This is a genomic window from Peribacillus sp. FW305-BF15 (genome assembly GCF_058783805.1).
This window is the reverse complement of record NZ_JBYSYV010000048.1, coordinates 1-13,080: the sequence shown is the minus strand read 5'-3', so window position 1 is coordinate 13,080 and position 13,080 is coordinate 1. Positions and strand designations below refer to the sequence as shown.

The following is a 13,080-nucleotide window of genomic DNA, read 5'->3' as shown; positions in this document are numbered from 1 at the left end:
GTTGGGGGTTTCCCCCTGTGAGAGTAGGACGCCGCCAAGCCATTTAAAAAGATCAGCCATCCGGCTGGTCTTTTTTTGTCGTTTCAGGTCAGATCATTTCACCAATAGGGTGTTGGAAGGATCAGATGTGGAACCTTTCCGACTTAATCCATTCAAATATTAAAAATGGCACCTTAGCTTGGCTTATTTTAAGGAATTGCACAATGCAAGGGTAATCGTCATTAGGCATGGTTTTCATCAGCTCTGCCCACCATTCTGTTTCATAACGAGCTATTATGCTAAGGTTATAAGAAATCAAATAATGAATCAAAAGTTCAGGTAATGAAAAAGCGGACGAATCTTTATTTAGAGATAGCATGAATTGGCCTTGTTCCAAATTATACCGTATTGGAGATGTGGCATTATGAATAGGAACACCCTCTGTTTTTAAATGCAGTGTTCCGGGAGCTTCCGAAATACTGTAAATTTGATTCGTTTTAGCTTTCAAAAATTCTTCCAATCGACTGCTGGACATTTGATAGCTATCCAATATGGTTGAAGGCAATTGAAAACCATTGGGAGAGGGTAGCAGGGCGACGAAATTTTTCTTGGAAATGGACCATGTAAAGTTTTGCATATCCGGGATTTCTTTCATAAGTGTACCCATGGAAAACTTTTCACCTTCCAGATGCCTGATATGAAATAATTTCTCGGCGATGCAGGTGAAAAGTCCATTTTTTTGCGTTTTTACTTCATCCTTCAGAAATTCATATTGTTGCTTTTTCTTTTTCCTCGTAGTTACCCCATGGGCAAGCATCGAAGTCGATTCCGGATAGTTAGGATCAATCGTGAGCAGACAAGCCTTTAATAATTGGGAGAATCCATAAAATGTAAGGATTGGTTGAATGGAAAGTGGTGCAATGGCTGCCTGATTATAATAAGTTTTAGCATGTTCAAGATGGTAAATAAATGGATAACAATTATCATAACTTTTGATTTCCGCTTCTGCTATTTTTTCTTGTGTGTAACATTTTTGTAAAAAAAGTTGAGAGGAAGATGCGGAAAAAAAAGGTGTATATTTATCGAAATTATCATTGTTTTCAGGCATTGCAGCTGTCCTCCGAATTAATAGAATAATCAAACATTTATTTCTCTTCTTGACAGTAGTATGTCCTATTGATAACCTACAAATAATATTTTTAAGCAGGAGGGGAAAATAATGTGGGAAAATAAATTTGCAAAAGAAGGTTTAACCTTTGATGATGTCCTATTAATTCCAGCGAAATCAGAGGTTTTGCCGAAAGATGTCAACCTTCAAGTCAACTTAGCTGAAAACTTAAAGCTCAACCTTCCTATCATCAGTGCAGGAATGGATACCGTGACGGAAGCAGAGATGGCGATTGCCATGGCTCGTCAAGGCGGATTGGGTATCATTCATAAAAATATGTCCATTGAAGCACAAGCTGAACTGGTGGATAAAGTAAAACGTTCAGAAAGCGGTGTAATTACCGATCCATTTTTCTTGACGCCAGATCACCAGGTATTCGATGCAGAGCATTTAATGGGTAAATATCGCATTTCGGGTGTTCCTGTAGTCAACAATATTGAGGATCAAAAACTTGTGGGTATCATTACAAACCGTGATTTGCGATTTATTTCCGATTTTTCCTTGAAGATTTCCAGTGTCATGACTGTTGAGAATCTCGTCACAGCACCAGTAGGAACTAACTTGGAACAAGCAGAGAAGATTCTTCAAAAGTACAAAATCGAAAAGCTTCCTCTTGTAGACGATAATGGAGTTCTTAAAGGACTTATTACGATCAAGGATATCGAGAAAGTCATTGAGTTCCCGAATTCGGCGAAAGATAAGCAAGGGAGATTGCTTGCAGGTGCTGCAGTCGGAGTCACTAAGGATACAATGAAGCGTGTTGAAATGCTTGTTAAGTCCCATGTCGATGCAATTGTACTTGATACAGCTCACGGTCATTCAGAAGGCGTCCTTGAAATGGTGAAGGAAATCCGCGCGACTTATCCTGAATTGACGATCATTGCCGGTAATGTGGCAACAGCTGAAGGGACGAAAGCATTGATTGAAGCGGGAGCCGATGTAGTGAAAGTGGGAATCGGACCAGGGTCAATCTGTACGACTAGAGTTGTAGCCGGTGTAGGTGTTCCACAAATCACGGCAGTCTTCGATTGTGCAACAGAAGCAAGAAAGCATGGTAAAACGATTATCGCTGATGGCGGAATTAAATATTCAGGAGATATCGTTAAAGCCCTGGCTGCAGGCGGACATGCAGTAATGCTTGGCAGTATGCTTGCAGGTGTAACTGAAAGCCCTGGCGAAACGGAAATTTTCCAAGGTCGCCGTTTTAAAGTGTATCGGGGTATGGGATCTGTTGCTGCAATGGAAAAAGGATCTAAAGATCGTTACTTCCAGGAAGATAACAAGAAATTCGTTCCGGAAGGCATCGAAGGGCGCCTTCCATACAAAGGACCTCTATCAGATACCATTTTCCAACTGATTGGCGGCATTCGTTCAGGTATGGGATATTGCGGTACAGCCACATTGGAAGAGTTGAGAGAAAACTCTCAATTTGTCAAAATGACAGGTGCAGGGTTAAGGGAGAGCCATCCTCATGATGTCCAAATCACTAAAGAAGCACCGAACTACTCAATGTAATGAATTTAACATATAATCGTCATTAAAATTTATTGTTAAAATAGACAGAGTCTGCGATTACTCTGTCTATTTTTTTTATTTTTTCTGTGATAAACTAGACAAGGTGTCAAGGGAATTACATAAAGTTTCTCCTTTGTTATAGAGATTAGCTTAAAAGTTGGAGGTATTGGAAATTGAAAAAAATCAGCAAGATGACCCTCATTTTCACTTTTGTTTTAGTTCTTGTTATGTCGCAATTTGCCTATCAACCGGGGGAAGCTGTTGCTGAATCTGATAATTTAGGTTTAAAAGCAGAGGCAGCCATCATAATCGATGGTGAAACGGGACAAATCGTGTATGAAAAAAATGCCGATAAAGTACTAGGGATTGCATCCATGTCTAAAATGATGACCGAGTACATCATAATGGAGTCAATCGAAAATGGGAAAATCAGTTGGGATCAAAAAGTTAAAATAAATAAATACGTACATGACCTTTCAAAAGCACCTAATTTATCGAATGTTGGGTTAACGGAAGGTGAAGATTATACAGTTAAGGAACTATATCAAGCTATGGCTGTCTATTCTGGAAATGCGGCAACGGTAGCTTTAGCACAATTGATTTCCGGAAGTGAAAAGAGTTTTGTTAAATTAATGAATGAAAAAGCAACAAAGTTAGGCTTGAAAAACCATAAATTCGTTAATGCCAGCGGTTTGAATAACTCCGATTTATTAGGGCAATACCCTACTGGTAAAGCAGATGAAGAAAATATCATGACAGCAAAAGATACTGCTCTTCTTGCTTATCGTCTAATAAATGATTATCCGGAAGTATTAAAAATTGCGAGTATTCCTAAATTGAAGTTCCGTGATGGAAAAGAGTATTCGAACTTCAACTGGATGCTGCCTGGCCTGATATTTGAATATAAAGGCGTAGATGGACTGAAAACGGGATCTACTGACTTTGCCGGTTATGGTCATACAGGGACGGTTATCCGGGATGGCCAACGCTATATCACGGTGGTAATGAAGTCCACTAGTAAAACTGAACGTTTTGCGGATAGCACTAAGCTGATGAACTATGCTTATGCAACATTTAAAAAGGAAAAAGTCCTTCCAGCCAACTACCAGGTGAAAGGGAAAGAAACACTTTCAGTAGTGAAAGGCAAGGAAAAAGACGTTAAGATTCAATCTGAAAAAGCAATCGAGCTACTTGTTGAAAATGGTGGGAAAGACAACTATAAAACAGATTTAGTGATCGATAAAAACAAATTGAATGATGATGGTAAGCTGACTGCACCAATCAAAAAAGGTGAAAAGCTAGGCTACATCACAGTCACTCCTAAAAAAGGAGAAGATTACGGGTACATCAACGGCGATCCAGTTAAGGTTAACGTCGTAGCTGCCGAATCCGTTGAAAAGGCAAACTGGTTCGTATTATCAATGCGGGCGGTTGGCGGATTCTTTGGAGACGTTTGGAGCAGTGTAGCTTCCACTGTTAAAGGCTGGTTTTAAGTTTACTGTATAAAACGGTTGCGTAATGTATAAAATTATAGTACATTATGGAAAACAATTTGATTATATAAGAAAGCAATGACAGGAAATAGTAACAAGTATTTCTTTCTACAGAGAGCCGATGGCTGGTGGAAATCGGTGTGAGAGTTTTGTGAATCCCTCCTGGAGCAGAGTATGGAAAGCCTTTTGGGCCAGTAAATACTTTCGGTTAAAAGCCGTTATCGTGATAAGTGGTAGGCGTTTTTCATAGGCCTTCAACTAGGGTGGCAACGCGGGTTAACTCTCGTCCCTTCTTCAGGGGACGGGAGTTTTTTGCGTTCTTTGATAAATCATCAAAAACATTAAGGAGGAACTGAAATGTTGGATTTGAAATATGTAAGAAATAATTTTGAAGAAGTGAAGCGTGTATTGCAATTCAGAGGTGAAGATTTAACCGATTTAGGAAAATTCGAGGAACTGGATGTAAAGCGCCGGACCTTGATTGCTGAAACAGAAAAGTTAAAAAGCCAAAGAAATGAAGTTTCACAGCAAGTGGCCATATTGAAACGGGAGAAAAAAGATGCAGATCAGTTGATTGCGGAAATGCGTGAAGTCGGTGACCGTATAAAAAGTTTCGATGATGAGCTTCGTGAAGTGGAAGCGCAATTAGAAACATTACTTCTTTCCATTCCTAATATACCGCATGAAAGCGTGCCTGTTGGTGAGACGGAAGACGATAATGTCGAAATCCGTAAATGGGGGGAGTTACCTGAATTCAAGTTTGAACCGAAACCACACTGGGATGTAGCTGGAGATCTAGGCATCCTGGATTTTGAACGGGCAGCAAAAGTGACCGGAAGCCGATTTGTATTTTATCGGGGTCTTGGTGCCCGATTGGAGCGTGCACTAATTAGCTTTATGTTAGACCTTCATGTTGAGGAACACGGATATGAAGAAATGCTGCCACCATATATGGTGAACCGTGCAAGCATGACCGGGACAGGTCAATTGCCAAAATTCGAAGAGGATGCTTTCCGTATTGAAAGTGATGATTACTTCTTGATTCCTACAGCTGAAGTGCCGGTGACAAATTTCCATCGTGATGAAATCATGAGCACGGACGATCTGCCGATTAGCTATGCGGCATACAGTGCTTCATTCCGTTCAGAGGCAGGATCTGCGGGTCGTGATACGCGAGGGCTAATTCGTCAGCACCAGTTCAATAAAGTTGAACTAGTGAAGTTCGTGAAGCCGGAAGATTCCTATGCAGAGTTGGAAAACCTTACAGGTCATGCCGAAAAGGTCCTCCAATTGCTGGGTCTTCCATACCGAGTGCTAAGCATGTGTACAGGAGATCTTGGTTTCACAGCTGCTAAAAAGTATGATATCGAGGTTTGGATCCCGAGCTATGGAACGTACCGCGAAATTTCTTCTTGCAGTAACTTTGAAGCATTCCAGGCTAGACGGGCCAATATTCGCTTCAGACGTGATGCAAAAGGCAAACCGGAACACGTCCATACCCTAAATGGATCAGGTTTGGCAATCGGCCGTACAGTCGCTGCCCTTTTGGAGAATTACCAGCAGGAAGATGGCAGTGTTATCATTCCTGAAGTATTACGTCCATATATGCGCGGTGTGGAAGTCATTAAACCGTAAGTCAAAGGGAATCAGCTTCTGGTTAAAGAGGCTGATTCCCCTTTATATCAAAGTTTGAAAATTATTTTAAAAAAACTTTATAGAGGGCTTGACTTTGATTTTAATTCCATGTAATATAATAAATGTTGATACGGAGGTATACCCAAGTCCGGCTGAAGGGATCGGTCTTGAAAACCGACAGGGGAGTCAAATCCCGCGGGGGTTCGAATCCCTCTACCTCCTCCATAACTTATTAATAACCACAGCGCATAAATTGGATATCGATGAATTCCGTTACAGTTATGTAACGGAATTTTTGTTTTCTAATATATTAAAAAACCACCGGATAACCGGTGGTTTTTCTGTTTTACACATTTCGCAACAACTTGGTTTGCTCCATATATTCGGCAATCCGTTTTATAAGAGGTTCGATACTTGCTTCATCCTGCATAAGATCATATTCGTTTATATTTAATCGAAGGACAGGGCAGGCGTTGAATTGATTGATCCATTCTTCGTAACGGCCGTGCATTTCCTGCCAATATTCAATTGGGGTATGCTGTTCCATTGGACGGCCGCGCTCTTGGATCCGGTTGAGGATATCATCGAGCGAACCTTCGAGATAGATAAGTAAATCAGGGTGCGGGAAGTATGGCGTCATTACCATGGCATTGAAAAGGCTTGTATACGTTTCGTAGTCCACGTCATTCATCGTGCCTTTTTCATAATGCATTTTTGCAAATATCCCGGTGTCTTCATAAATGGAACGGTCTTGGATAAAACCGCCGCCATATTCGAAGATTTTTTTTTGCTCTTTAAAACGTTCAGCGAGGAAATAGATTTGCAGGTGGAAACTCCAACGATTAAAATCATCGTAAAACTTATCCAGGTAGGGGTTCGTATCAACCTTCTCAAATGATGTCCTGAATTGAAGGGCATCGGCTAACGCATTGGTCATGGTCGATTTTCCTACGCCAACCGTCCCTGCTATCGTAATGACGGCGTTGTTTGGAATATTATATTTCTTTCGTAAGTTCATTTGACTTTACTCCTTTGTGCAGGGCATTCTCTATTTGGCTGATTATCGTTTTCAAATCATCCTTGTTCCCGACAAAATCCAGCTCATCTCCGTTGAATGTAAGAACAGGGATGTCAGGGTGCTGTTTCTCGAATGTTTCCATGAATGTTCGATAATCCGCGGATAACTGCTCTAAATAAATGGAGGATATATTTTCTTCGATTTCCCGACCTCTTTTACCGATTCGGGAGAGAAGAGTATCAAGGCTTGCGTTTAAATAAATCACCATATTAGGTTCAGGCATATCCCGTGTTAAAATATTGAATATCTCAAGGTATTTATTGTATTGTTCGTTCTTTAACGTTCTTTCAGCAAATATCAAGTTCTTGAATATATGATAATCAGCCACTACGGCATGGTCATTAGTAAGATACTTTTTTTCGATATCTTCCAATTGTTTATAACGGTTACACAGAAAAAACATTTCTGTTTGAAAGCTCCACTCATCAATATCTTTATAGAATTTCCCGAGAAATGGATTTTCATCGACAATTTCCCTTAATAATGAAATTTGAAAATGATCTGCGATAACTTTTGCGAGTGATGTTTTTCCCACGCCGATTGGACCTTCGACAGTGATAAATGGGGTGGATTTCATCCAATCTGTCCTCCTTCATGAGGTATCAAGCTAAAATTCCCGGTCATAGGATTTTCGCCAAGAGATATTGTATCACAGACTTGGGACTTTAGTGACATTTTTGTCAGGTTGATAAAGAAAGAGAATGAAAGAGTGTTAATTGGGGAGGTATGTAGATTAATTCCTTATTCGATTGAATGCTTACATGTCTTCACCTTGTTTTATGGATGCCTTGAGAACATGGTTCATCATTTTTAATGCATAATGATTATCTTCCTTTGATGCAGAAGCAATGCAATCCTTCGGAATCCATAATTTATATTCCCGCATATAGGCATCATTGGCCGTGAATAGCACGCAGATGTTGCCAGCTATGCCAGTAATGATCAGGGTATCCACGTTTAATTGTTTAAGCAGTGTATTGAGTGCCGTCCCATAAAATGCTGAATGCTTCGGCTTGATGAGGAAAAATTCGTCCTGTTGCGGTTTTATTCTTTCGATTAATGAGGCATTACCTTCATTTTTACATTTATCAATGATTTTATCGAAGTCAGCCTGCCATAAATCATAATGATCATTGATATAAATGATTGGAAAACCTTTTTCTTTCATTTGCTTCTTTAATTTCAAGATCGGATCGACGATAAGTTTCGTATGTTCAAGGAGCATATTCCCGTATTTGAAGTCAAAGTCATTGATCATATCAATGATAAGCAATGCAAAGGAAGGCGATTCAGGTCGATTCATGGTATATCCTCCTGTATTATGAGAATTTACTTGCAGCACATATGCCGAATGCGTTACTATTCATTAGAATAAGTAGTATGACCTTTATTTTGTCTAATATTTGTCTGTTTACTCCTATTTAATATGAGGGGGTTTTTTTTTGAAGGATGATGTTCATTACATGAATTTAGCCTTAGAGGAAGCAAAAAAGGCGCGGCAATTGAATGAAGTGCCGATTGGCGCTTTAATCGTAATAGATAATCAAGTTATTTCGACGGGGCATAACCTGAGGGAAACGGAACAGAATGCGACGGCACACGCGGAGCTCCTTGCAATCAATGAGGCTTGCCGTGCTACTGGCAGTTGGCGTCTTGAAGATGCGACATTATATGTAACGCTGGAACCTTGCCCGATGTGTGCCGGTGCCATCTTGCAATCAAGGGTGAAAAGGGTTGTTTTCGGAGCGCATGATCCAAAGGCTGGCTGTGCAGGCACATTCATGGATTTACTTCGAGATGAACGCTTTAACCATCAATGTGATGTAACCAGCGGTGTATTGGAGGAAGAGTGCGGCTGGATTTTGACTTCTTTTTTTAAAGAGCTTAGGGATAGAAAGAAAACGTTGAAAAGAGAGCAGGCACTCAAGCTTGTTGAAGAAAATAAATAAGTGAAAAACGAATGTTGAAGATGAATCTTTGCTTCATTTGATAAATTTGGAATTGAACTGTCCAAGAACAACACTTGCGTTTTTTTTGTTACCTTAGTATAATGAATTATGCGTCGTAATGACGCTTTGAAATTGGTATTACTTTTGCCGTGCTAGACGGGGAGGTAGCGGTGCCCTGTACTCGCAATCCGCTCTAGCGAGGTTGAATCCCTTCTCGAGGTTAGCATTCTGTAGGGCCTGCCTTAAGTAAGTGGCGTTGACGCCCGGGTCCTGCGCAATGGGACTCCATGAACCATGTCAGGTCCGGAAGGAAGCAGCATTAAGTGGAAGTTCTCATGTGCCGCAGGGTTGCCTGGGCCGAGCTAACTGCTTAAGTAACGCTTATGGTTGCTAATCGACAGAAGGTGCACGGCAGTTATTTTACATAAACAAAAAACTCATTCGTATCGGGTGGGTTTTTTTTTATGCCAAGAAGGTAAAGTGCTTGGTATTTTTGAAAAAAAATGAGGCAATGATGAAATTTCATTTTAGACTTTGATATTAAGGAAATCAGTAATGTATAATAAACAAGATGGAGAAAAGAAGGAGGGATTTCCGTGGGGTATCAAGCATTATACCGGGTATGGCGGCCGCAACAATTCATTGATGTAGTCGGACAGGAACATGTGACGAAAACGTTGCAGAATGCTTTGGTCGGGCAAAAGGTTTCACATGCCTATTTATTTTCCGGTCCACGTGGAACAGGGAAAACAAGTGCTGCCAAAATTCTAGCAAAAGCAGTGAATTGTGAGCATGCACCGACAAGTGAGCCCTGTAACGAATGTGCTACCTGCCGCGGAATCACCGATGGCTCCATATCAGATGTTATAGAAATTGATGCAGCATCCAATAATGGTGTCGAGGAAATCCGTGACATTCGTGATAAGGTCAAATATGCACCTAACGCGGTTACATATAAAGTTTATATCATTGATGAGGTACATATGCTTTCACAAGGGGCGTTCAATGCGCTTTTAAAGACATTGGAAGAACCTCCGAAGCACGTGATTTTCATATTGGCGACGACTGAGCCTCATAAGATTCCACTAACGATCATTTCCCGTTGCCAAAGGTTTGATTTTAAACGGATCCAGCCTCAAGATATAGTTGGCCGGATGTCACAAATCATTGCAGAAACAGGTGTTTCTTGTGATGAACAAGCCCTGCATATCATTGCGAGGGCAGCCGAAGGCGGGATGCGGGATGCACTAAGCCTTCTTGATCAAGCGATATCCTTCAGTTCGGAGACGGTTTCAGTGGAAGATGCATTGACTGTCACCGGATCTGTTTCGCAAGCGTTTTTAAGCCGGCTGGCAAAAGCTATATATGATAAAGAAGTAGCGGTGGCACTTGAAGTCCTTGAAGAATTGCTGGCCATGGGAAAAGACCCGGCTAGGTTCATAGAAGACATGATTTATTACTTCCGTGACATGCTTTTGTTTCAAACGGCACCGGCACTGGCAGAATCCTTCGAGCGTGTTTTGATAGATCCCCAATTCAAGGAATTGGCAGAAGTAATTTCTTCTGAATCGATTTACTCCATAATTGAAAGCTTCAATCAAACACAGCAAGACATGAAATGGACAAATCATCCAAGGATTTTCCTTGAGGTGGCACTTGTCAAGTTATGTAATGAGCAAAGGCCAAATCAAATTGATAACGGGCAGCTTCAACAGCTGCAGCAGAAAATAGAAGATTTAGAGAAGAAATTACTCGAAATGCAGAAAAACGGCATTCCGGCAGCCATGGCAGAAAAACCTGCAGAGCAGGCTAAGGCGCAAAGGGCCGTTAAAAAGTCATATAAAGCACCTGCCGGAAAGATCAATCAAGTTTTGAAACAAGCTACAAAGCCAGGTCTTAATGCTGTGAAAAGTAAGTGGGGGGAAGTGCTTGAACAGTTAGGTCTGCAAAACCAAAAGTCATTGGCAGCTTTATTAACGGAGGCAGAACCTGTTGCTGCGTCAACTGAAGCTTTTGTGGTAAAATTCAAATATGATATTCATTGTCAAATGGCAATGGAAAATAACCGTTTCGTGGAAGTGATAGCCTCGATCATGCAGCAATTGACCGGACACCGAATGGAGATAGCTGGAGTTCCGGAAAGCCAGTGGCAAAGGTTGCGGGAGGACTTCATCTCAACACAGCAGTTCGACGGTCCAGAAGAAACGGAATCAAAAGAAGAAGACCCCTTTATAGCAGAGGCTAGAAAATTAGTCGGCGATGATTTACTTGAAATTAAAGAATAATTGGAGGTAAGGAAAATGGGTATGCGCGGCGGTAATATGCAGAACATGATGAAACAAATGCAAAAGATGCAAAAGAAGATGGCAGAGGCACAAGAAGAATTAGGTGAAAAAAGGGTTGAAGGAACTGCCGGCGGCGGAATGGTAACGGTCATCGTGACTGGACATAAAGAAATAGTCGATGTAGTCATCAAACCGGAAGTTGTCGATCCGGATGATATCGATATGCTTCAGGATTTAGTGTTGGCTGCCACTAACGATGCTTTGAAAAAGGCGGAAGAAATGACAAACCAAACGATGGGACAATTCACTAAGGGAATGAACCTTCCGGGTATGTTTTAAGCAAGTTCAAAAGAAACTTCCTTTCAGGGGGTTTCTTTTGAAATTTTTAGGAGGAATTCGATGCATTATCCAGAACCAATTTCCAAGCTCATTGACAGTTTTATGAAATTGCCGGGGATTGGTCCTAAAACGGCTGCTCGATTAGCCTTTCATGTATTAAGCATGAAGGAAGATACTGTTTTGGATTTTGCAAAAGCACTTGTTAATGCTAAGCGGAATCTTATGTATTGCTCAGTCTGTGGTCATATTACAGATCAAGATCCCTGCTATATTTGCGAAGATCAAAAGAGGGACAGAAGTTTGATCTGTGTGGTTCAGGACCCGAAAGATGTTATAGCTATGGAAAAGATGAGAGAGTTCAATGGTTTATACCATGTACTGCATGGCAGTATTTCCCCGATGGACGGAATCGGTCCGGAAGATATAAATATTCCTGATTTATTAAAGCGCCTGCAAGATGAAACAGTGCTGGAGGTAATTTTGGCCACTAATCCTAACATTGAAGGTGAAGCGACAGCCATGTATATTTCCCGGTTGCTTAGACCATCAGGAATCAAAGTGACCCGAATTGCCCACGGACTTCCTGTTGGAGGAGATTTGGAGTATGCGGATGAAGTGACGCTATCAAAAGCAATAGAAGGAAGAAGAGAAATATAAGATAGCTGGGAGGACTTCACTTGTTCTTTCGTAAAAAAAAGAAACTTCGGAATGAATTCAATGATTCATTAATCGAAGAGCTTGAACAATTGAAATGGAATTGGCATAATCAAAAATCATTACTTGAAAAAAGCGTTGATCCATCTGAGGAAGTAATCGCCCAAACGAGACTGGCGGAAGTGAAATATTTCTACTTATTCAGGGAAGTTAAAAGAAGGAATGTTCGCTTAAAAAGATGATAAGGAAATGGCTGTGAAGGATTGTTTGTTCCTCATGGCCATTTTTTTCGGTTCTTAATCCAGCGTTTCCTTCATATAAGTTTAGTACAAGCTTGCGGGGAGGAATGAGTTTGGAACCAGTTGTCTTTGTTGCCATAGTTGGCGGCTTGATTTTAATGCTCCTCATCATCGGGGCCCCATTAAGACCTGTCCGGTTCATAGGGCAGGGCATTATAAAGGTCATTATCGGTGCAGCATTTTTGTTCTTTTTGAATACACTTGGGAATCAGGCGGGCATTCATGTCCCAATCAACCCTGTTACCTCGGCAGTCGCCGGCCTGCTTGGAATACCGGGAGTTGCCGCATTGGCGGCCATTGGTTATTGGATCATTTAAAGGATTGTGTGTCGAAGTCATCTTATGAAAACCTCATGGATATTTCCTTGGGGTTTTTATCATGCTATAGTTTTTTTGAAAAAAACTAATTTAACCATTGACGATTATTGATCAACCTGATAATATATTAGGAGTCGCCAATAACGACATCATACATTGCTTAACCAAAAAACAATATGAAAATAGTTGTTGACATCAGGTTTGGTAAATGATAAGATAATAAAGTCGCTTACGAAGTAACGACGATAAATCGCTCTTTGAAAACTGAACAGAACAAAGCGCCAACGTTAAATTTAAGTGAGCACACACTATCAAAAAAGCAAATGAGCAAGTCAAACATTTCTTCGGAGAGTTTGATCCTGGCTCAGG

At 40.8% G+C, this 13,080-nt stretch carries 13 protein-coding genes, 1 tRNA gene, 1 other RNA gene and 1 other annotated feature; of the genes, 11 read left to right on the top strand and 4 right to left on the bottom strand.

The features are described 5' to 3' along the window. Positions 1-121: 121 nt before the first annotated feature. A complete protein-coding gene (locus AC3WLU_RS26225) occupies positions 122-1,087 on the bottom strand; it encodes a YaaC family protein (RefSeq protein ID WP_487374582.1) in 966 nt (321 codons plus the stop codon). A 111-nt stretch (positions 1,088-1,198) separates the two neighbouring features. On the opposite strand from AC3WLU_RS26225, the gene guaB reads away from it, so the two are divergent. From guaB to AC3WLU_RS26205, 4 genes are all read left to right on the top strand, one after another. Further along, on the top strand, positions 1,199-2,662 hold the full coding sequence (gene guaB / locus AC3WLU_RS26220; RefSeq protein WP_048688703.1) for an IMP dehydrogenase: 1,464 nt from the start codon (positions 1,199-1,201) through the stop codon (positions 2,660-2,662). Positions 2,663-2,835: 173 nt separating this feature from the next. Then, positions 2,836-4,155 carry a D-alanyl-D-alanine carboxypeptidase family protein gene (locus tag AC3WLU_RS26215; protein WP_328118748.1) on the top strand — a complete coding sequence of 440 codons (1,320 nt, stop codon included), beginning with the start codon at positions 2,836-2,838 and terminating at the stop codon, positions 4,153-4,155. A 69-nt stretch (positions 4,156-4,224) separates the two neighbouring features. Further along, positions 4,225-4,449 (top strand) — a binding site (T-box leader). 63 nt (positions 4,450-4,512) lie between these two features. Continuing rightward, entirely contained in the window at positions 4,513-5,790 is a 1,278-nt protein-coding gene (gene serS, locus AC3WLU_RS26210; protein WP_487374580.1) for a serine--tRNA ligase, read from the top strand. Between the two features lie 132 nt (positions 5,791-5,922). After that, positions 5,923-6,015, top strand: a tRNA-Ser gene (locus tag AC3WLU_RS26205). 121 nt (positions 6,016-6,136) lie between these two features. Here the strand turns inward: AC3WLU_RS26205 and AC3WLU_RS26200 are convergent. The 3 genes from AC3WLU_RS26200 to AC3WLU_RS26190 all read right to left on the bottom strand — a co-directional run bounded on the left by AC3WLU_RS26200 (position 6,137) and on the right by AC3WLU_RS26190 (position 8,171). Next, entirely contained in the window at positions 6,137-6,808 is a 672-nt protein-coding gene (locus tag AC3WLU_RS26200; protein WP_487374579.1) for a deoxynucleoside kinase, read from the bottom strand. Continuing rightward, positions 6,786-7,445: a deoxynucleoside kinase gene (locus AC3WLU_RS26195; protein ID WP_487374578.1), complete on the bottom strand. Its 660-nt coding sequence runs from the start codon at positions 7,443-7,445 to the stop codon at positions 6,786-6,788. Before AC3WLU_RS26195 ends, AC3WLU_RS26200 begins: the two co-directional genes overlap by 23 nt. A 180-nt stretch (positions 7,446-7,625) precedes the next feature. Continuing rightward, entirely contained in the window at positions 7,626-8,171 is a 546-nt protein-coding gene (locus AC3WLU_RS26190; RefSeq protein ID WP_413005333.1) for a cysteine hydrolase family protein, read from the bottom strand. A 139-nt stretch (positions 8,172-8,310) separates the two neighbouring features. Between AC3WLU_RS26190 and tadA the strand changes: the two genes are divergently transcribed. From tadA to AC3WLU_RS26155, 7 genes are all read left to right on the top strand, one after another. Further along, the gene (tadA, locus tag AC3WLU_RS26185) at positions 8,311-8,817 is read left to right on the top strand and encodes a tRNA adenosine(34) deaminase TadA (protein ID WP_487374577.1); all 507 of its coding nucleotides are present in this window, start codon (positions 8,311-8,313) and stop codon (positions 8,815-8,817) included. 147 nt (positions 8,818-8,964) lie between these two features. Then, an RNA gene (ffs, locus tag AC3WLU_RS26180) (signal recognition particle sRNA large type) lies at positions 8,965-9,229 on the top strand. 184 nt (positions 9,230-9,413) lie between these two features. After that, positions 9,414-11,102: a DNA polymerase III subunit gamma/tau gene (gene dnaX, locus AC3WLU_RS26175; protein ID WP_054398423.1), complete on the top strand. Its 1,689-nt coding sequence runs from the start codon at positions 9,414-9,416 to the stop codon at positions 11,100-11,102. 21 nt (positions 11,103-11,123) lie between these two features. Further along, positions 11,124-11,441: a YbaB/EbfC family nucleoid-associated protein gene (locus AC3WLU_RS26170; protein ID WP_048688709.1), complete on the top strand. Its 318-nt coding sequence runs from the start codon at positions 11,124-11,126 to the stop codon at positions 11,439-11,441. 60 nt (positions 11,442-11,501) lie between these two features. Next, complete coding sequence (gene recR / locus AC3WLU_RS26165; RefSeq protein WP_034316264.1) at positions 11,502-12,098, top strand: recombination mediator RecR; 597 nt, start codon at positions 11,502-11,504, stop codon at positions 12,096-12,098. 20 nt (positions 12,099-12,118) lie between these two features. Next, positions 12,119-12,337 carry a YaaL family protein gene (locus AC3WLU_RS26160; RefSeq protein ID WP_034316261.1) on the top strand — a complete coding sequence of 73 codons (219 nt, stop codon included), beginning with the start codon at positions 12,119-12,121 and terminating at the stop codon, positions 12,335-12,337. Positions 12,338-12,441: 104 nt separating this feature from the next. Continuing rightward, positions 12,442-12,711: a pro-sigmaK processing inhibitor BofA family protein gene (locus tag AC3WLU_RS26155; RefSeq protein ID WP_370019689.1), complete on the top strand. Its 270-nt coding sequence runs from the start codon at positions 12,442-12,444 to the stop codon at positions 12,709-12,711. Positions 12,712-13,080: the final 369 nt, after the last annotated feature.